The sequence below is a fragment of the Affinirhizobium helianthi genome (assembly GCF_042680945.1).
Classification (GTDB): domain Bacteria; phylum Pseudomonadota; class Alphaproteobacteria; order Rhizobiales; family Rhizobiaceae; genus Neorhizobium; species Neorhizobium helianthi.
Genome location: NZ_JBHUEQ010000026.1, coordinates 182,374 through 201,330, shown reverse-complemented (window position 1 = coordinate 201,330; position 18,957 = coordinate 182,374). Strand labels below are relative to the sequence as shown.

The 18,957-nt window shown below is 59.4% G+C and carries 15 protein-coding genes; 8 read left to right on the top strand and 7 right to left on the bottom strand.

Annotation, left to right across the window (positions count from 1 at the left end; all coding sequences use genetic code 11):
* Positions 1-53 precede the first annotated feature (53 nt).
* Positions 54-1,226 (bottom strand): Gfo/Idh/MocA family protein, encoded by a 1,173-nt coding sequence (locus ACFSE1_RS15400; RefSeq protein ID WP_377403175.1) that lies wholly within the window; start codon positions 1,224-1,226, stop codon positions 54-56.
* 182 nt (positions 1,227-1,408) lie between these two features.
* On the opposite strand from ACFSE1_RS15400, the gene ACFSE1_RS15395 reads away from it, so the two are divergent.
* Positions 1,409-2,044 (top strand): CatB-related O-acetyltransferase, encoded by a 636-nt coding sequence (locus ACFSE1_RS15395; protein WP_377403173.1) that lies wholly within the window; start codon positions 1,409-1,411, stop codon positions 2,042-2,044.
* Between the two features lie 3 nt (positions 2,045-2,047).
* Here ACFSE1_RS15395 and ACFSE1_RS15390 read toward each other — a convergent pair whose 3' ends face one another.
* A complete protein-coding gene (locus tag ACFSE1_RS15390) occupies positions 2,048-3,100 on the bottom strand; it encodes a sugar phosphate isomerase/epimerase family protein (protein ID WP_377403171.1) in 1,053 nt (350 codons plus the stop codon).
* Positions 3,101-3,425: 325 nt separating this feature from the next.
* Here ACFSE1_RS15390 and ACFSE1_RS15385 point away from each other — a divergent pair, with 325 nt between their 5' ends.
* Positions 3,426-3,902 (top strand): VOC family protein, encoded by a 477-nt coding sequence (locus tag ACFSE1_RS15385; RefSeq protein WP_377403169.1) that lies wholly within the window; start codon positions 3,426-3,428, stop codon positions 3,900-3,902.
* Between the two features lie 33 nt (positions 3,903-3,935).
* On the opposite strand, the gene xylA is transcribed toward ACFSE1_RS15385, so the two are convergent.
* From xylA to ACFSE1_RS15360, 5 genes are all read right to left on the bottom strand, one after another.
* A complete protein-coding gene (gene xylA, locus ACFSE1_RS15380; RefSeq protein ID WP_377403167.1) occupies positions 3,936-5,246 on the bottom strand; it encodes a xylose isomerase in 1,311 nt (436 codons plus the stop codon).
* Positions 5,247-5,293: 47 nt separating this feature from the next.
* Positions 5,294-6,742: a xylulokinase gene (xylB, locus tag ACFSE1_RS15375; RefSeq protein ID WP_377403165.1), complete on the bottom strand. Its 1,449-nt coding sequence runs from the start codon at positions 6,740-6,742 to the stop codon at positions 5,294-5,296.
* Positions 6,743-6,767: 25 nt separating this feature from the next.
* Entirely contained in the window at positions 6,768-7,793 is a 1,026-nt protein-coding gene (locus tag ACFSE1_RS15370; RefSeq protein ID WP_377403163.1) for a LacI family DNA-binding transcriptional regulator, read from the bottom strand.
* 191 nt (positions 7,794-7,984) lie between these two features.
* Complete coding sequence (locus ACFSE1_RS15365) at positions 7,985-9,562, bottom strand: DHA2 family efflux MFS transporter permease subunit (RefSeq protein ID WP_377403161.1); 1,578 nt, start codon at positions 9,560-9,562, stop codon at positions 7,985-7,987.
* Positions 9,563-9,688: 126 nt separating this feature from the next.
* The gene (locus tag ACFSE1_RS15360; RefSeq protein WP_377403159.1) at positions 9,689-10,888 is read right to left on the bottom strand and encodes an HlyD family secretion protein; all 1,200 of its coding nucleotides are present in this window, start codon (positions 10,886-10,888) and stop codon (positions 9,689-9,691) included.
* A gap of 132 nt (positions 10,889-11,020) precedes the next feature.
* On the opposite strand from ACFSE1_RS15360, the gene ACFSE1_RS15355 reads away from it, so the two are divergent.
* The 6 genes from ACFSE1_RS15355 (at position 11,021) to ACFSE1_RS15330 (ending at position 18,829) form a co-directional block, all read left to right on the top strand.
* A complete protein-coding gene (locus ACFSE1_RS15355) occupies positions 11,021-11,686 on the top strand; it encodes a TetR/AcrR family transcriptional regulator (RefSeq protein ID WP_377403157.1) in 666 nt (221 codons plus the stop codon).
* 117 nt (positions 11,687-11,803) lie between these two features.
* Complete coding sequence (locus ACFSE1_RS15350; RefSeq protein ID WP_377403155.1) at positions 11,804-12,553, top strand: TerC family protein; 750 nt, start codon at positions 11,804-11,806, stop codon at positions 12,551-12,553.
* Between the two features lie 141 nt (positions 12,554-12,694).
* A complete protein-coding gene (locus ACFSE1_RS15345; RefSeq protein WP_377403153.1) occupies positions 12,695-14,467 on the top strand; it encodes an SLC13 family permease in 1,773 nt (590 codons plus the stop codon).
* A gap of 117 nt (positions 14,468-14,584) precedes the next feature.
* A complete protein-coding gene (gene gltX, locus ACFSE1_RS15340) occupies positions 14,585-16,042 on the top strand; it encodes a glutamate--tRNA ligase (protein ID WP_377403151.1) in 1,458 nt (485 codons plus the stop codon).
* A 93-nt stretch (positions 16,043-16,135) separates the two neighbouring features.
* The gene (gene lysS / locus ACFSE1_RS15335) at positions 16,136-17,632 is read left to right on the top strand and encodes a lysine--tRNA ligase (RefSeq protein WP_377403149.1); all 1,497 of its coding nucleotides are present in this window, start codon (positions 16,136-16,138) and stop codon (positions 17,630-17,632) included.
* A 489-nt stretch (positions 17,633-18,121) separates the two neighbouring features.
* The gene (locus tag ACFSE1_RS15330) at positions 18,122-18,829 is read left to right on the top strand and encodes a helix-turn-helix domain-containing protein (RefSeq protein ID WP_377403147.1); all 708 of its coding nucleotides are present in this window, start codon (positions 18,122-18,124) and stop codon (positions 18,827-18,829) included.
* Positions 18,830-18,957: the final 128 nt, after the last annotated feature.

Sequence of the window (18,957 nt, the reverse complement as noted above, 5' to 3'; positions counted from 1 at the left end):
CGGTTCTCCACCTGGAGAAGCGCCAGGGCCGCCACCGCGACCCTGGCAATTTCTCATAGCTTCACCCAGGCACCGTTCTTCTTTGAACTTTCGATACAGGCGGTCACGAAGGCAACGCCTTTGACGCCGTCGTCGACAGTTGGATAGACCACCGCCGGATCGACGGTAGAGCCGGTGCGTGCGGCCTGAATGGCCGCCGCCGCTTCCGTATAGATGGTGGCAAAGGCCTCCAGATAGCCTTCCGGATGACCGCTGGGAATGCGCGTGACGCGGGAGGCAGAAGCCCCGGCACCCGCGCCGCCGCGCGTGATCAGCTGCTTCGGCTCGCCCAGCCGCGTGAACCAGAGATAATTGGGATCGGCTTGCGTCCACTCGATACCGGCCTTGGTGCCATAGACGCGCACTTTCAAACCGTTCTCATTGCCCGTCGCCACCTGGCTGCACCAGAGCAGCCCTTTCGCGCCATTCTTGAAGCGCAGCATGACATGGGCGTTATCGTCGAGGCGACGGCCTTCCACGAAGGTATGCACATCCGCCGCCAGCTCATCCAGTTCCAGCCCGGAGATGAAGCTTCCGAGATTATAGGCATGGGTGCCGATATCGCCGGTGGAGCCCCCAACACCCGACTGAGCCGGATCGGTGCGCCAAACCGCCTGTTTGGCTCCTGTCTGCTCGACAGGCTCGGCCAGCCAATCCTGCGGATATTCCATCTGCACAAGCCGAATGTCCCCCAGCTCGCCGGACTGAACCAATTCTCGCGCATGGCGCACCATTGGATAGCCGGTGTAGTTATGCGTCAGGATGAAAAGCGCCTTGGCCTTGTCGGCAACCGCCTTCAGCGCCTTGGCATCTTCGAGGTTGGAGGTCAGCGGCTTATCGCAGATGACGTGGATACCGCGTTCCAGAAAGGCTTTCGCGGCAGGAAAATGCACGTGGTTGGGCGTGACGATGGAAACCGCCTCAATACCATCCGGGCGGGCAGCCTCTTTCTCTGCCATCTCCTCGAAAGAGCCGTAGCAACGGTCTGGATCAAGGCCAAGCGCCACACCCGAGGCGCGGGATTTTTCCGGAGTTGAGGAAAGCGCACCCGCCACAAGATCGTAATGATCGTCCAGCCGCGCAGCCATGCGATGTACGGCACCGATAAAGGCGCCCTGCCCACCGCCCACCATGCCAAGACGGATCTTCGGTGCACGTTCATCCGATTTGCTTGCTTCGATCGCCATATGCTTCCTCCTTGAAACGCCGGTGTCTGGAATTTGGCCTCCAGATCCGTTAGACTGGCATCCTCAATGAAGGATGCCCTGACAGTGAACACCTGAGATCCGCCTCTTGCGAGGCAAAGCGAACGAGCCGGTGTCAGCGATAGACGCGACGCCAGAACTCCGCATTTGCAGGGATCTCAACCATGCCTTTTCTCAACCCGAAACAACCCTATCCCATCACGCTTGCCGACGGCTCGCCCTATCGCGAGACGGTGCATCTTGCTGCCGTGATCGACCATCCGCGTATGGAGATCGGTGACTACAGCTACTTCACCCACTCAGGCCAGGCGGCAGAAACGGCAGCTATTCTTGCTCCCTACCTCTACCCTTTCAGCCAGGAGAGGCTGAAAATTGGCCGCTTCGTGCAGATCGCGCGCGAGGTAATCTTCATCACCAGCTCGGCCAACCATGCCATGTCGGGCCTGACGACCTACCCCTTCCGCGTCTTCAGCCCTGAGACCATCACCGACTATCAATGCCTGCCTTTTCACGACACCGTGGTGGGGCACGACGTCTGGATCGGTCACGGTGCGACGATCATGCCGGGCGTCACCATTGGCTCCGGCGCCATCATTGCGGCTCGTGCCGTGGTCACCCGCGACGTGCCGCCCTACACAATCGTTGGCGGCAATCCCGCAACCGTATTGCGCCAGCGCTTCCCCGACGCGGACATCGCCGATCTGCTGCAGCTCGCCTGGTGGGACTGGCCGCTCGACAGGATCGAACGCGCCCTGTTCCACCTGGAGAGCGGCAATATCGCCGCCCTCAAGCCGGCATGACGATCAAAGACCCAGCATCCGGCGGTTGGCCGCATCGTCGGTCCCACCGGATGCGAAGTCGTCGAAGGCCTTTTCGGTGACGCGAATGATGTGCGCCTTGACGAACTCAGCGCCCTCCCGCGCGCCATCCTCGGAATTCTTGAGTGCGCATTCCCATTCGACGACGGCCCAGCCATCGAAATCATTGGCGGTGAGTTTGGAGAAAACCGCCCCGAAATCCACCTGCCCGTCGCCAAGCGAGCGGAATCGGCCAGCCCGCTGAACCCAGCCTTGATAGCCGCCATAGACACCCTGACGGCCAGTGGGGTTGAACTCCGCATCCTTGACGTGGAACATCTTGATCCGGTCCTTGTAGATGTCGATGTTATCGAGATAGTCGAGGCATTGCAGCACGTAGTGCGAGGGGTCGTAGAGCATGTTGGCGCGCGCATGGTTGCCAACCCGCTCGAGGAACATTTCGAAGGTCACGCCGTCATGCAGATCTTCGCCCGGATGGATTTCATAGCAGACATCCACCCCCTGCTCGTCGGCATAGTCGAGGATAGGACGCCAGCGGGCAGCCAACTCATCGAAAGCCGCTTCAACCAGACCTGCGGGACGCTGCGGCCAAGGATAGATGAAGGGCCAGGCAAGCGCACCGGAGAATGTTGCATGAGCCTTGATACCAAGATGGCGTGAGGCCTTCAGCGCCATCTTCACCTGTTCCACGGCCCAGGCCTGACGCGCTTTGGGATTGCCGCGTACTTCCGGTGCCGCAAAACCGTCAAACGCCTCGTCATAGGCCGGATGTACGGCAACAAGCTGGCCCTGAAGGTGGGTGGAAAGCTCCGTGATTTCGATGCCGTTCTGCCGCGCGACACCGGCAAGCTCCTCGCAATAGTCCCTGGATTCGGAAGCCTTCTTCAAATCGATCAGCTGGCTCGCCCATGTCGGCACCTGAACGCCCACATAGCCTTTTTCAGCCGCCCATCGGGTAATGCCGTCCCAGCTATCAAACGGGGCTTCGTTGCCGGCGAACTGGCCGAGGAAGATTGCGGGGCCCTTGATCGTCTTCATCTTGTCTCCTCCCTGAGAACAACTGCAACGTTGCAGAATTGGCTAACGCAGTTCGCCCATCAAGACAACCGCGCCAGAATGACATGTTGTGAAAACACGCTTGAGACACAAAGGGATAGCCGCCAGACACCCTTCGACAAGGCCTCTGAAACGGCGTTTGAAACCACCTGGAATTGAGCGATTAAGTAACTGATTGGAAAGGGATTTAGTGTTAGAGACGTGGTCGGATGCAAGTGTCCCGCAGGGCCTGGCGGCGACCGAAGGCCTCTTTCCCGCTCCGGTGGAAAAGAATATATTTTTTTGATGAACAGGTGGCATTGCCGGCATGCATGCCTCTGGAACGCCAGCAGACATTATTTGCGAAGAGCCGCAAGAAACGGATAGCGGATCGGCGCCCCTTGAAGGGTTGAGCGAAAATGGCGGAATGGAAATGAACGTGGCTGGCATCGGCAGAATCATCCTCTATTCGAGCGATGTCGAAGCGATGGTGGCATTCTATGCGCATCATTTCGGTTTCAGGGCCAAGACACTCCTCGGCGACGAATTAACGGAGTTGACCCCGGTGGAAGGGGGCGCAGCCCTGCTGATCCAGCGCAGCGAAGCCCATCAGCCTTGCGCGGAAAAACAGGTGGAGCTGGTTTTCGACGTAGCGGATGTGGACGATTTCGTGGCCCGTGCCCTTGAACGCGGCCTGGAATTCGATGCCGTCCGGCAAGCGAAAGGCTATCGTTTCTCCCAGACCCTCGACCCCAGCGGAAACCGCATCTCCGTATCCAGCCTCGCCTTTACCCCCAGGGGGTGAGGAGCCGACGCGCGGCTCCCCCTGCTTTTTCGGTCAAACGTAGCGGTTGACCACATTTTCCAGAAGCTCCTGCTTGCCGGACTTCGGCTGCGGGTTCACATTCTGGCTTTCGACGCGGGCTGCAATGGCATCGAGGCTTTCCTCGCCGCGCAGCATCTTCTGGTTCTCCGCCTTGTCCCAACCGGCATAGCGTGCATCGAGAGGCTGTGAGAGTGCCTTATCCTCGATCATCTTCGCAGCAGCCTTGAGGCCGCGTGCGCAGCAATCCATCCCGCCGATGTGACCGATCAGCAGGTCTTCCGGATCGAGCGACTGACGGCGCAGCTTCGCGTCGAAATTGGTTCCGCCCGTGGTGAAACCGCCACCTGCCAGAACGTGGTAGTAGGCAAGCGCCATTTCCGGCACATTGTTGGGGAACTGGTCGGTATCCCAACCGGACTGGTAATCGTTGCGGTTCATGTCGATCGAGCCGAAGATGCCAAGCGCGTTGGCGAGTGCCAGCTCATGCTCGAAGCTGTGCCCGGCCAGGATCGCGTGGCCCTGCTCGATATTGACCTTCACTTCCTTTTCCAGCCCGTAGTTCTTGAGGAAACCGTAAACGGTCGCCACGTCGTAATCATACTGGTGCTTGGAAGGCTCCTGCGGCTTCGGCTCGATCAGGATCGTACCCTTGAAGCCGATCTTGTGCTTGTATTCGACGACCAGATTGAGGAAGCGGCCCATCTGGTCCAGTTCCTTCTTCAGATCGGTGTTGAGCAGCGTCTCGTAACCTTCGCGACCGCCCCAGAGAACATAGTTCTCACCACCGAGCTTCATGGTGGCATCAATGCAGGTCTTCACCGTTGCCGCAGCAAAGGCAAAGACATCCGGATCCGGGTTGGTGGCAGCACCAGACATGTAGCGGCGATGCGAGAAGAGATTGGCCGTGCCCCAGAGCAGCTTGACACCCGTCTCTTCCTGCTTCTTGGCAAAGTAATCGACGATCTCGTTGAGGTTGCGGGTATTCTCCGCGAAGTTTGCCCCTTCCGGACGCACATCGGCATCATGGAAGCAGTAATAGGGTGCACCCAGAAGCTGGAAGAATTCGAAGGCCACATCCGCCTTCATCTTCGCCGCATCCATGCTGTCCTTGAACCAGGGGCGTTCGAACGTATTGCCGCCGAACGGATCGGTGCCTGGCCAGACGAAGGTATGCCAATAGGCAATGGCAAAACGCAGATGGTCTTCCATCCGCTTGCCCATGACCACTTCATCGGGATTGTAGTGACGGAATGCCAGCGGATTGGTGCTATCCGGGCCTTCGAATTTGATCTTCGGAATGTCTCCGAAAAAGCCAGTTGCCATCGTGTTGTTCCTCCTGGAAATGAAATCGAATTGGTGTCTGTGAGGTCTCAGAGAGACTTGATTGCCGGATAAAGTGCGCGATAGCGCCGATATGCCTCCTCATAGGACGAGCTCAGCGCGGAAACCGGATCGACTGTCTCGGCTGTCTTTGGCGCAGTGAAAACGGAAAGCGGATCGGAGCCGGTGGCTGCGACAAGGCCAAGGCGGGCGGCACCGAATGCTGCACCGAAATCGCCATCGGCTGGAATATCGACCGGAACGCCAAGGGCTGTGGCAATCGAGGCCAGCCAATAACGCGAGCGCGAGCCGCCACCGATGGCCGTCACCCGCTCGATGCTGGTTCCGGCAGATTTCAGCGCTTCCAGACTGTCGCGGATGGCAAAGGTCACACCTTCCATCACCGCCTGCGTCAGCGCTTTGCGCGACGTCTCATGAGCAAGGCCAATAAAGGCGCCGCGGATCCTCGCATCGTTATGCGGCGTGCGCTCGCCGGAAAGATAGGGAAGGAAGGTTACACCGCCGGGCGCCTGGAGTTCATCGCCCAGTTCGGCGGAAAGTTCGCCTGCCGATGTGCCGGTCACCTTCGCATGCCAGTTCAAAGCATCGGTGGCAGACAGGATCACGCCCATCTGGTGCCAAGTGTCGGGAAGCGCATGGCAGAAGGCGTGGACCGCACTTTCGGGTTTCGGGAGATAGGCGGCATTGGCGGCGAAAAGCACGCCGGATGTGCCGAGCGAGACGAAAGCCTGCCCCTCCCGCACCGTGCCCATGCCGCAGGCGGACGCGGCATTATCACCTGCACCACCGGCCACCACGACATTGCCGGACATACCCCATTGCGAGGCAAGCTCGCCGCGCAGGGAACCACCGGCCTCAGTGCCTTCCACCAGACGCGGCATCTGCTCTTTCGTCAGATCGGTTGCCGCCAGAAGCTCATCCGACCAGGCGCGCTTGCCGGTGTCGAGCCAGCTGGTTCCGGCGGAATCCGACATTTCGGAAACATGCTCGCCCGTCAGCCATAGCCGCAGATAATCCTTTGGCAGCAGAACCTTGGCCACCTTGCCGAAGATATCCGGCTCGTTGTTCTTCACCCATGCAAGCTTGGGCGCGGTAAAGCCGGGGAAGACGATATTGCCCGTCAGTGCCCGGAAACGCGGATCGGCGTCGAGTTTCGCCGCCTCGGCATGAGAGCGTGTATCATTCCACAAAATGCAGGGACGCAAGACGGCATCGTCTGCGCCGATGAGTGTCGCGCCATGCATATGACCGGAAAGGCCGATGCCTCTGACGGCTGCCAGCGCCTGACCATGCGTCGACTTCAAGATGCCGACCGCATCCAGTGTCGCGCTGATCCAGTCTGCCGGATTCTGCTCCGACCAGCCGGGATGAGGTCGCGAAACATCAAGCGCTGCCGTCGCGGAGCCGATGACCGTCTGACGATCGTCAATCAGCATGGCTTTCACGCCGGACGTGCCGAGATCAAGACCGAGATACATGGATGAACTCCTTCCCATATGCCCTTCAGGGCAGATTTTCTTTCAAAAAGATGTCGATGCGAATCCGCTCTTGCGCCGCCAGAAGGGCAGCGCCATCAGCGCCCGCCTTCAGCACGCGAAGGGCGCTTCGAACCTCATGCCCCGCATCCTGATTGAGAACCGCATCGATGCGGCCGCCGAGCAGACCCTGACGGCTGATTTCAGTCAGTTCATGAACAATGACGACAGGCGCCTCTTGCCCGCGTCCCTCCTCCAGAACAGTCAGGAGGCCGCGATTGCCCGCGCCAAAACTGTAAATGCCCGCAATATCCTCTCTGTGCCGCAGAGCCTCGCGCAGCAGAGCGGCAACCCGTTCCGGATTATCCGCACCCTCCACCACAGGCAAAAGGGCGCGGCATGGATAGGAGCGGGCGACGTGATCGGAAAAGCCTTTCAGGCGGTCACGGTGGTCCTGAACCTGCAGAGAACCGGCAATCGGCAGGATCTTGCCAGATCGCGCCCCCAAAAACCGACACATCAGCGTCGCGGCAGTCTGTCCGGCGGCAATATTGTCTATGCCTGCAAAATGATGGCGCCGCGAACCGGCAAGATCCGATACCAATGTTACGAGAATGGTCCCGCGCTCGGCCAGCCTCTCGACAACATCGCGCACGGCACCGGAATCGACAGCCACGAAGGCAATGCCGTCGATCGCGTCCTCACCCGCCTGCTCCAGTGCCGCCGCCAGCGCAGCATCATCGAAGGCCGGCACATCGACGATACGGATCGAAACCCGCTCCCGCCCGGCCCACTGGATGGCTTCCTCGACCTGACGGCGCAGGCCGATCATGAAGGAATTATCGTTGGCGGGCAGAATGAAGGTAAAGCGGTAGATGCGGCCTTTGGCGAGATTGGCAGCCGCCACATCACGCACGAAACCCAAAGCGGAAATCGCCGCCTCCACGCGCTCGCGCGTTGGCGCGCGCACACCGGCACGACCGTTCAGAACACGGTCCACCGTGGCCAGGCTGACGCCCGCATGGGCAGCGATATCGTGAACGGTTGGCTTCATGTCTCCTCCGGTGCAAAGGCATAAAGCAGGATTTGAGGTACGTAAATCAGAATTTATCCGCAAGACTGAAAAAGAGCGTGGAGCGGCCGGATCTGACACCCGGATCTCACACGCCGATCTCGCAAACGGAAAAGGGGCCGCTGCTTGCGCAACGGCCCCTGCAGGAGCTGGCATCTGGCAGGGAACAGATGTCAGTGAGCCGCGTCTGGAGGCGGAGCGGCTTTTGGTTTGGAAATCATGGAAACCAGCAGAATGAGGCTCGCAAACAGGACTGTCAGCCCCATGAACACATCGATGAAAGACATGATCGTGGCCTGCTGGTGGATCATTCCCGACAGCTTTTGCAAGGCTGCGGCGCTGCCATCCATGCCATAGGCATTGTAGTTTCCGGCAACATTGTTAAGCCATTCGAGCGCTGCCGGATTACCGAAATTCACGTGTTCCGAAAGCCGGGCATAATGCGCATCGGATCGCTGCGTCAGCATGGTGTTGATGATGGCCAAACCCACCGCACCGCCAAGATTTCGTGTCAGGTTATAGAGACCGGACGCATTCTGGATGCGCTGCGGCGGCAGTGTCCCCAGGGCGACATTGTTGATCGGCACCATGCACAGCATCAGCGAACAGCCGCGCAGGATCTGCGGAAGCAGAAGCTCGTAGAAATCCCAGTCCGCGGTCAGCCCGGTCATCAGATAGGTGCCACAGGCAAAGCCGAAGAAGCCGAGCGCCATCATCACGCGGGGGTCCATCTTCACCGAAAGCTTTCCGGCAACAGGCGCGGTGAGGAACATGGCAAGACCGGAGACGAACATGGTCTCCCCGATCATCAGCGCATCATAGCCGCGGATGCGGGCAAGATAGAGCGGATAGATATAGGTGAGGCCGTAAAGGCCAACGCCCATGATGAAGGAGAACAGCGAGCCGAAGGCAAAATTGCGGTTGGCGAAAGCCTTGAGGTCCACCACCGGGAAATCGACCTTGAACGCCCGCCAGAAGAAAACCACCGCACCAATGGCCATGGCAGCGGTCCCCAGCACGATATGCTCGTCGCTGAACCAGTCCTTGTTGTTCCCCTCTTCCAGCACGTATTCCAGGCATCCGAGAAAGACTGCCATGGAGAAAAGCCCCCACCAGTCGAAGCGCTTCATCAACTGGTGCTGCGGCTTGTCGAAATCGATGAAGGTCCAGGCAAGCAGGGTCACCGCAATGCCCGGTCCGATGTTTACCAGGAACAGCCAGTGCCATGAGAAGGCATTGCTGAGATATCCGCCGACAGTCGGGCCGATGGTTGGGGCAAGCGTCGCGATCAGGCCGATGATCGGAGAAACAACAGACCGCTTGGAAGGCGGAAAGATGGTGAAAGCTGCCGCGAAGACGGAGGGGATCATGCCACCGCCAATAAAACCCTGCAGCGCCCGGTAGATGATCATCTGTTCGATGCTGGTCGCTGTTGCGCACAGCGCGGAAGACAGCGTGAAGCCTGCGGCACAGATGGTGAAGAGAACGCGCGTGGACAGGATGCGGGCCAGGGTTCCCGAAAGCGGGATCATGATGACTTCCGCAATCAGATAGGAGGTCTGTACCCAGGCAACCTCATCCGACCCGGCCGACAGACCAGCCTGGATTTCCGCAAGCGAAGCGGAGACAATCTGAATGTCGAGGATGGACATGAACATGCCAACCACCATGGCGAAGAAAGCAATCAGCTTCCTTCTGTCCATGGGCGGATCCACAGGCATGGCGCCAGCATTTGCTGTAATGGCGGCCATGAGCTCGCTCCTTCAGGGCGAATCCGGGAAGAGGGCCATACATCTTCCAACGGTCATCGGGTCAAGACACTGGGTCGAGCGCCCATCGCGTTGAAACCGCGATCAGGCACCCGAAGAGCAAATTTCCTACTTCGCATCCGGCGCGGTGCGTGTATCGACATCGGCAATGATGCTGAGCCCTGCACGCAGACGCCCAGTTGCCAGGGCATCCTGAGGGATGGAAATGCGAACCGGAACACGCTGCACCACCTTGGTGAAATTGCCCGTGGCATTTTCCGGCGGCAGCAGCGAGAAAACCGCACCCGAAGCGGGCGAAACGGATTGAACTACGCCTTCAATCGGCTGGTCATCGAAGGCGTCCACATGCAACCGCACCTTGGAGCCCGGCACGATGTGGCCGATCTGCGTTTCCTTGAAATTCGCATTCACGTAAAGCGCATTGAGCGGCACGAGAGATGCCAGCCGCTTGCCAGCGGTCACGAAATCCCCCGTCTGCATGGAGAGATTGCCGATCGTGCCGTCGTAAGGCGCTTTCAGAACGGTGAAATCGAGATCCCGCTTCGCCTGATCGACGGCCAGCTGCTGGAGATCGACCGTGTTGACCGCTTCCGCACGTTGCGCCTTCAACAGCGCGATATTGGCCTTGGCGGATGTAACCGCCGCCTCACCAGCCTTGAGGTTGGCCTGAGCCTGATCGAGCGCAACCTGCGCATTGTCGAGGTCTGCGGTGGTTCCGACATTCTTGGCAGCCAGTTCCGCCGCCCGCTTCTGGGTAATCTCGGCGCCGCGCAGCGCTGCCTGAAGGGCACCAAGCTGTGCTTGCGCCTGGGCAAGGCTCGCCTCGCCGCCGCCAATCTGGGCGTCGATGCGCGCAACCGCAAGCTTGGCGCTCTGCACGTTGGACTGCGCCTTTTGGAGGACCAGCTGGTAATCGCCCTGATCCAGCGTCACCAGCGGATCGCCCGCCTTCACCGCCTGGTTCTCAACCACGTTCACCTTCTGGATGTAGCCGGAAACCTTGGGAGAAATGACCGCGATGTCGCCCTCGATATAGGCATCGTCCGTCGACACCAGGAACCGGCCGTCCGTCCACCAGTTATAGCCATACCATGCAGCGCCCCCCAGCACTGCGAGAACAAGAATGGGAAGCACGGGGCTGCGCTTCTTTTTCTTGCCGTCGCCTTCGAGATGCTGCGCATCCGCAACGGGCGCGTCGGCAGGTTTCTCGACACCGGGAGAGCCGGGACGCGAAGCGTCGTTCTTATCCTTGTTTTCCGCGTCTTGGGGCACTACGCGGAGCGAACCCGAATTGGAAGGTGAGGTCATTGATATCACCGCAGCTGGAAGACAACCAATCGAACCGATCGGTTCATTTGATGTTGACCTAATCCGATCCGTGAGACATTACAAGTGTAATCGAACCGCTCGGTTCGAAAAGGTTAAAAAACAGGTTCGCATATGACGGACAAGACAGACACGCCCTGTGAAAACCTGCCTCAGGCGGGCCGCTTTGCCGCGGGAGAGGATCCGGCAAAACGGGAACAGATCCTGGATGGCGCAAAGCGGGTGTTCCTGACGGTGGGCTTTGATGCGGCCAGCATGAATGACATCACGCGGGAGGCTGCAGTCTCCAAGGGAACCATCTATGTCTATTTCAACGGCAAGGACGACCTCTTTGCCGCCATCATGGAACGCGAACGCGGTCGGCTGGCGCGCTCCATGCAGGATGTGCTGGACGACGCGACGGAAGTGGAAGATGGCCTCTACCGCTTCGGCTATGCCTTTGCGCTGCGGGTGACGGACGAGGACATCGTGTCTGCAATGCGCACCATGATTGGCGTCGTCCACCGTATGCCGAGCCTTTCCAGCCGCTTTTTCAACACAGACAGCCTGAATGTGCGTACGGTTCTGGAAACCTTCATCAGGCTGCACCGCGATGCCGGCCGCCTGAATGTGGAGGATGTGACGCTGGCTGCACGGCACTTCATGGATCTCAGCACCGGAAGCTTCTTCAAGCTGCGACTGTTCGGGGACCTGAAGGCGCAGCCTCCGGCAGAGGAACTGGATCGCATCATTTCCAGTGCCGTGCGCGTTTTCATGGCAGCCTACGGCGCAAAGCAATAGTTTTTGACGCTAGAACGACGCCCGCCATTGCAGCTTGCACGATGACGGCCTAGTTACGTTGCCGAAATCCTGCCATTGGTTCGCCGCTCAACATCTCGGCGCAGAGGAAACCCGTTCATGCAAGACATTATGGTCCTTGTTCAAGATCCAGCCGCCTGGGTCGCTCTGGTCACACTTGTGGTCATGGAAGTCGTTCTCGGTATCGACAATCTCATTTTCATCTCGATCCTCACCAACAAGCTTCCGCCGGAAAACCGGGAGAAGGCTCGCAAGATCGGTATCGGCCTTGCCCTGATCATGCGCCTTGGCCTGCTGGGCACCGTCGCCTGGATCGTGCAGCTGACCAACCCGCTCTTCGAACTCTTCGGCCACGCCTTCTCCTGGAAGGATCTCATCCTCATCGCCGGTGGTCTCTTCCTCGTCTGGAAGGCAACCAAGGAAATCCACCACAGCGTCGATCCGATCGATCACAAGGAAGACATGGTTGGCAAAGCCACAGCCATGAGCTTCGGCTCGGCCATCGGCCAGATCCTTCTGCTCGATCTCGTCTTCTCCGTCGACAGCATCATCACCGCCGTCGGCATGACGCCGCATTTGCCGATCATGGTGATTGCCGTCATCGCAGCCGTCACCGTGATGCTGGTTGCCGCAACACCGCTTGCAAACTTCATCGAGAAGAACCCGACAATCGTCATGCTGGCGCTCGCCTTCCTGCTGATGATCGGCACCACGCTGATTGCCGAAGGCATGGGCTTCCACGTGCCCAAGGGCTACATCTATGCAGCCATGGCCTTTTCCGCGCTGGTGGAGCTTCTCAACATGTTTGCGCGCAATGCCCGCCAGCGCAAACGTCAGCACGGCGGTTGACGCCAGCTGCACGCAGCCAGTTGGAACTTTGAGACTGCCATTGTATTGGTGTGAACGACCTGCCGCGAATCCCCAACCGGCTTCGCGGCAGGATCCTCATTCGGTGGCACCTCCTGCCGCCAACGGCCCTTGCGGAGCGGCATGACCACAGAGCAAATACTCTCTTTCACCGTGATTGCAGGTATGATGGCGGTCTTCATATGGGACCGCTTTCGCTACGACGTGGTGGCCTGCTGCGCACTGGTCGCAGCCGTTGCCCTCGGCGTGGTACCGGCAGAGCACGCCTTCTCCGGCTTTTCGGATGACATCGTCATCATCGTGGGCAGCGCGCTGGTTGTCAGTGCAGGCGTTGCCCGCTCAGGCATTGTCGATCTTGCCATCAAGAAATTCTTCCCCAACCTGACATCGCTTCGCGCCCAGATGGCCCTGTTGATGATCGTGGTGGCTGTGCTCTCTGCCTTCATCAAGAATATCGGCGCGCTCGCAATCATGATGCCGGTCGCCTTCCAGTTCGCCCGCCGCTCGGGCATATCGCCCTCCCGCTATCTCATGCCCATGGCCTTCTCAGCACTTCTTGGCGGGCTGATGACGCAGATCGGAACCTCACCGAACATCGTCGTGTCACGCCTGCGCGCCGAGATGACGGGAACCTCCTTCACCATGTTCGATTTCACCCCGGTTGGTGGGCTCCTCACCATCGTGGGCGTGACATTCCTGATGTTCTTCTACTGGCTGGTTCCTGAGCGGACAAAGCAGAACAACAGCATCGAGGAAGCGGTGGAGATATCCAATTACGCCTCCGAGGCGGTTGTGACCGGCCAGAGCCAGATGATGGGAAAACCGCTTGCCGAACTTCTGAAACTCGGCGATGGCGAGGTGGTGGCCACGGCCGTTCTTCGCGGTTCGGTGCGTATGTCGCCCTTTCCGGATCTCATCCTGCGCGAAGATGACTCGGTGCTTCTGGAGGGCCGTTCTTCGGCGCTGGAGCGCGTGATTTCCGGCGCCAAGCTTCGGCTTTCCGGCAAGGAGCTGAACAGCAGCAAGGGTGTGCAGCAAGACCTCATCTCCATCGAAGCAGTGATTTCCCGGCAATCGACGCTGGAGGGCCTGACCGCACGCGGCATGGCCCTGTCCTATACGCGCGGGGTCAACATTCTGGCTGTCAGCAGGCGGGGAGAGCGAGTGCGCGACCGCCTGAGCGATCTCGTCTTGCGCGAAGGCGATGTCATCGTCTTGCAAGGTGCCCGCACGACGCTTCCCGGCGTCCTGCAGGATCTTGCGCTTCTGCCTCTGGCCCAGCAGGAGGTCATGCTGGGAACGGAGCGTCGGGCGCTGATCCCGATCATGATCCTTGCCCTTGCCATGATCGCCACCGCACTCGGTTATGCGCCGGTCGCCGTTGCCTTCTTCGCCGCGGCGCTTGGAATGGCCGTCTTCAAGGCCGTTCCACTGACGGATCTCTACAAATCGGTGGATGGCCCGATCCTCGTCATGCTCGGCGCCCTGATCCCGGTATCGGATTCCTTGCGCACCTCTGGCGGCAGCGAGTTGATTGCCGGCTGGCTTGGTCAGGTGGCTCACGTTTTGCCGCCGTACGGTGCCATCGCGCTGATCATGATCACCGCCATGGCGGTGACGCCCTTCCTCAACAATGCCGCAACCGTGCTGGTGATGGGACCGATTGCGGTGAGCTTCGCCACGACGCTGAATTACCGCCCGGAAGCCTTCCTGATGGCAGTTGCGATTGGCGCCGGTTCGGATTTCCTCACCCCCGTCGGGCACCAGTGCAATACACTCGTGATGGGGCCTGGCGGCTATCGTTTCTCGGACTATCCGCGCCTGGGTTTACCGCTGTCCATCTTGATCGTCCTCGTCAGCGTGCCTGCGCTCATGTGGTTCTGGCCGGTGCAATAACGCGCTGCAAACCTAAAAATCTTGACGCTTGCGCCGGAATATGCGCTAAGGCCAGCCAATCCGATCATCAGAGCTGCGCCCCTGGGCGCGCCATTATCCAAGTTCGAGCAGGTCCTCATGAGCACTTCCGGCGTCCGCGTCCGTATCGCACCTTCTCCGACCGGCGAGCCGCATGTCGGCACGGTTTACATCGCGCTCTTCAACTATCTCTTCGCCAAGAAGATGGGCGGCGAGTTCATCCTGCGTATCGAGGATACCGATGCCACGCGCTCCACGCCGGAGTTCGAGCAGAAGGTGCTGGATGCCCTGCGCTGGGCGGGTCTTGACTGGAAGGAAGGCCCGGATGTGGGCGGACCTTACGGGCCCTACCGCCAGTCCGATCGCAAGGCCATGTACCAGCCCTATGCCGATGAGCTTCTGGAAAAGGGTCACGCCTTCCGCTGTTTCTGCACCCCGGAACGGCTGGAGAAAATGCGTGAAGAGCAGCGCGCTGCCGGAAAACCGCCCGGCTATGACGGTCACTGCCTCAACTTGAAGGCAGAAGAAGTCAGCGCCCGCGTGGCTGCTGGCGAGCCTCATGTCGTGCGCATGAAGATCCCGACAGAAGGTGCCTGCGAATTCAACGATGGCGTCTATGGCGATGTTTCCATTCCGTGGTCGTCTGTGGACATGCAGGTGCTGATGAAGGCCGATGGCATGCCGACCTATCACATGGCCAATGTGATCGATGACCATCTGATGAAAATCACGCATGTGGCGCGCGGCGAAGAATGGCTGGCCTCCGTGCCGAAGCACATTCTGCTGTACCGTTATTTCGGCTGGCAGGAGCCGAAGTTCATGCATCTTTCGCTGATGCGCAACGCCGACAAGTCCAAGCTGTCCAAGCGTAAGAACCCGACATCGATCTCCTATTATTCGGCACTCGGCTATCTGCCGGAAGCGCTGATGAACTTCCTCGGCCTCTTCTTCATCCAGATCGCGGAAGGCGAAGAGCTTTTGACGATGGAAGAACTGGCGGAACAGTTCGACCCGGACAATCTCTCCAAGGCGGGCGCCATCTTCGACATCCAGAAGCTGGACTGGCTGAATGGCCGCTGGCTGCGCGAGAAGCTGACGCCGGAAGAATTCCTCGCCCGCACCTTCGAATGGGCGAGCGAAAACGACCGCCTGACGGAAGGTCTGAAACTGGCACAGAGCCGCATTTCCAAGCTCGGCGAGCTTCCCAATCTGGCGGGCTTCCTGCTGGCCAATGATGTGGGCCTGACGCCCGCCTCATTCGGCGGCCTGAAGACCTCGCCCGCCGAGACGCTGGAAATCATCAACACCGTTCAGGCCGATTTCGAAAAGATGGCGGAATGGACGGTTGAGAGCATTGATCAGGAACTGCGTTCCGTGGCGGACAAGCTGGGCAAGAAGCTTCGCGTGGTCACGCCGCCGCTCTTCATTGCCATGTCGGGCAGCCAGCGCTCCCTGCCTCTGTTTGATTCCATGGCGCTCCTCGGCCGCTCGGTGGTGCGCCAGCGCCTGAAGATTGCCGCAACCGTGGTGGCTTCCATGGTTGGCAGCGGAAGCTGAGACAATCCCCCTGCCGCATTGCTCCGGCCCCTCCCGAAGAGGGGCCAGTCGAGCCGGTAAACGAAACAAGCACAGCCGAAAAGGCGACAGACGATGACCGAACAGAAGACCGAAACCGCCCTCTCCTCCGACGCCACGGAAGTGCGCCGCCAGAAACTGGCGATGCTGCGCGACAAGATTGGCGACGTCTATCCGGCCCATTTCCACCGCACGATGACCAATGCGGAACTGGCGGAAAAATACGAAGGCCTCGAAGCCGATGTCGAGACGCAGGACGTGGTAACGGTCGCCGGCCGCGTCTACTCCTCGCGCAATTCCGGCATGTTCATGGACATTCGCGATGCCTCCGGCAAGGTGCAGATCTTCAGCCATAAGGATACGACGCCGGAAGCTGCCCGCGACATGCTGTCGATGATCGACATTGGCGATATCATTGGGGTGACGGGCGTTGTCCGCCGCACCAAGCGCGGCGAACTGACGATCAACGCGCAAGAGATCACCATGCTAACGAAGTCGCTGCTGCCGATGCCGGAAAAATGGCACGGCGTCTCCGACATCGAGCTTCGCTACCGCAAGCGTCACCTCGACATCATGACGAATGACGAGAGCAAACTGCGCTTCCAGCAGCGTTCGAAGATCGTGTCCGGTTTCCGCCGCTTCCTGGAGAGCGAAGGCTTCCTCGAAGTCGAAACCCCGATGCTGCAGACCGTTTACGGCGGCGCAACGGCCGATCCGTTCAAGACCTTCCACAACACGCTGAAGATGGACATGTACCTGCGCATCGCGCCGGAACTCTTCCTCAAGCGCACGCTGGTTTCCGGCCTTTCGGACAAGGTGTTCGAGATCAACCGAAACTTCCGCAATGAAGGCGTTTCTACCCGGCACAACCCTGAATTCACCATGATGGAGTGCTACTGGGCCTATGCCGATTACGAGGACATGATGGCGCTCGTCGAGCGTCTGTTCGAATATCTGGCCAACAGCATCCACGGCACGACGGACGTGACCTTCGGTGACAAGGTGCTGTCGTTCAAGGGTCCGTTCAAGCGCGTACCGATGCCAGATGCCGTCAAGGAAGCAACGGGCATCGATTTCCTCGCAATCAAGACCGATGAGGAAGCACGTGCTGCCGCCAAGGCCGCCGGTTTCGAAGTCGAGAAAGACTGGACCTGGGGCGAGTGCCTTGCCTTCATCTTTGAGGAAAAGGTGGAAGGCACGCTGATCCAGCCAAGCCATGTGACGCATTTCCCGAAGGATATTTCGCCCTTTGCCAAGGAGGTTCCGGGCGAGCCGCGCCTCGTGGAGCGTTTCGAAACCTATTGCAATGCCTGGGAAGTGGGCAATGCGTTTTCCGAGCTCAACGACCCGGAAGAACAGCGCCGCCGCATGGAAGAGCAGCTGGAACAGGCCCATGCCCGCGGCGAGAAGGACAAACAGCTGGACGACGAATTCCTCGATGCCATCGACCAGGGCATGCCGCCCGCTGGCGGCCTCGGCATCGGTGTCGATCGCCTGATCATGCTGCTCACCAACGCACCATCGATCCGCGACGTCATCCTGTTCCCGGCGCGCCGCAACAAGGCGGATTGACCAGCAGACAGAAGGCAGGGGCCTGATCTCCTGCCTTCCTGCAGGCAGGATATAGCCGGTATATTCGAAATACTTCATAGTATTGCGAAACACGACTCACGCTTACATTCAGAAAATTAAATGACGCCCACTACCGGGCGGTGCTTGGCAAGTTTTATGCTCTGTGTCTCTCTATGACGAAAGACGCGGAGGAGAACGTGTTGACGCAGGGAGATGTGCTGGAGGCACAGGGGAAATTCGTCCATTTTGCCAGCGGGGACGCCGCCCAGCTGGGATATGCATTCAGGGCTTGGCCGCAGGATTATATACAACTATCGCCCGGCCCGTTCTTCGGCAGCTTGCTGGAGTTACGCTTTCAAAAACTCGCGCTGTTCAGGGAATACTGCAACCGGTCCGTCTGCAAGACCGGCGCGGGCAATAAGGACAATCTGATCCTGAACCTGCCTTTGCGCGTTCATGGCATGGCCACAGCGGCAGGGCAGCGTCTGGATGACCGCAAGCTCATTCTCGCCAGCGGCGAAATATTTCCTGACATCGTCGCTCCCCCCCGATCTCGACGTCCTGTGTCTGGTGATGAACCGCGCCTGGCTACTGGACCTGGCCTCAAGTCTGCGAACCCGCGAAATGCTGCAGCAGGTGGAAGGCACGAACGCCCTGACCATACCTTCCGAAAATGTCGCACTGCTGTTTGCCCACCTGAAGCAGATATGGCAGAGCGCCAACCGCGAGTCGGAGGGACGGAACGGCTTCGATTTTGAGCAAGACATCGAATTGCGCGTGGCCGAGGCGTTTTTGTCCGCCCTGGATGAACGGTGCACATTGCACGGGTTGCAGGTTACGCCGCACAAGCTGATTGCCGATGCCGCAAGAGGCCAGATCATGCAGGACACGTCCGAGCCCCTGGACATAGAGAAACTCTGTCGGCAGATGTCGATCAGTCGACGCCATCTTCAAAACTGTTTTCAAAGCACCTTCGGGCAAAGCCCCATGCAGATCCTTCGGGCCATGCGCCTGAACGGCGCGCGCAAGGACATTCTCTCTGTCATACCGGATGCACGCACCTCCATCGGAGACATAGCAGCACGGTGGGGCTTCTGGCACTGGAGCCGTTTCACTCAGGAATACAAGCTGTTCTTCGGCGAGCTGCCGTCTGAAACCATGGCCTGCCGTCAGCGACACAAAAACGCCATAAACTGACATCGCGTGCCGAAATTGGATAACGCCTCGTTACCAGTCGATCCTAAGTTTCCGCCATTTACGGGACGACAACGGGGAACTCATTCATGAATTATGGCAATATTGCACGCCGCATGGGGGGGGCACTG

What these genes read in the sequence shown, in the direction of transcription:
- ACFSE1_RS15350 (WP_377403155.1), top strand. Translation starts at nt 11,804, where the DNA reads ATGCAAGACATTATGGTCCTTGTTCAAGATCCAGCCGCCTGGGTCGCT.
- xylA (WP_377403167.1), bottom strand. Translation starts at nt 5,246, where the DNA reads ATGGCAACTGGCTTTTTCGGAGACATTCCGAAGATCAAATTCGAAGGC.
- gltX (WP_377403151.1), top strand. Translation starts at nt 14,585, where the DNA reads ATGAGCACTTCCGGCGTCCGCGTCCGTATCGCACCTTCTCCGACCGGC.
- ACFSE1_RS15400 (WP_377403175.1), bottom strand. Translation starts at nt 1,226, where the DNA reads ATGGCGATCGAAGCAAGCAAATCGGATGAACGTGCACCGAAGATCCGT.
- ACFSE1_RS15345 (WP_377403153.1), top strand. Translation starts at nt 12,695, where the DNA reads ATGACCACAGAGCAAATACTCTCTTTCACCGTGATTGCAGGTATGATG.
- ACFSE1_RS15365 (WP_377403161.1), bottom strand. Translation starts at nt 9,562, where the DNA reads ATGGCCGCCATTACAGCAAATGCTGGCGCCATGCCTGTGGATCCGCCC.
- ACFSE1_RS15390 (WP_377403171.1), bottom strand. Translation starts at nt 3,100, where the DNA reads ATGAAGACGATCAAGGGCCCCGCAATCTTCCTCGGCCAGTTCGCCGGC.
- ACFSE1_RS15355 (WP_377403157.1), top strand. Translation starts at nt 11,021, where the DNA reads ATGACGGACAAGACAGACACGCCCTGTGAAAACCTGCCTCAGGCGGGC.
- ACFSE1_RS15370 (WP_377403163.1), bottom strand. Translation starts at nt 7,793, where the DNA reads ATGAAGCCAACCGTTCACGATATCGCTGCCCATGCGGGCGTCAGCCTG.
- ACFSE1_RS15360 (WP_377403159.1), bottom strand. Translation starts at nt 10,888, where the DNA reads ATGACCTCACCTTCCAATTCGGGTTCGCTCCGCGTAGTGCCCCAAGAC.
- ACFSE1_RS15395 (WP_377403173.1), top strand. Translation starts at nt 1,409, where the DNA reads ATGCCTTTTCTCAACCCGAAACAACCCTATCCCATCACGCTTGCCGAC.
- xylB (WP_377403165.1), bottom strand. Translation starts at nt 6,742, where the DNA reads ATGTATCTCGGTCTTGATCTCGGCACGTCCGGCGTGAAAGCCATGCTG.
- lysS (WP_377403149.1), top strand. Translation starts at nt 16,136, where the DNA reads ATGACCGAACAGAAGACCGAAACCGCCCTCTCCTCCGACGCCACGGAA.
- ACFSE1_RS15385 (WP_377403169.1), top strand. Translation starts at nt 3,426, where the DNA reads ATGCATGCCTCTGGAACGCCAGCAGACATTATTTGCGAAGAGCCGCAA.
- ACFSE1_RS15330 (WP_377403147.1), top strand. Translation starts at nt 18,122, where the DNA reads ATGACCGCAAGCTCATTCTCGCCAGCGGCGAAATATTTCCTGACATCG.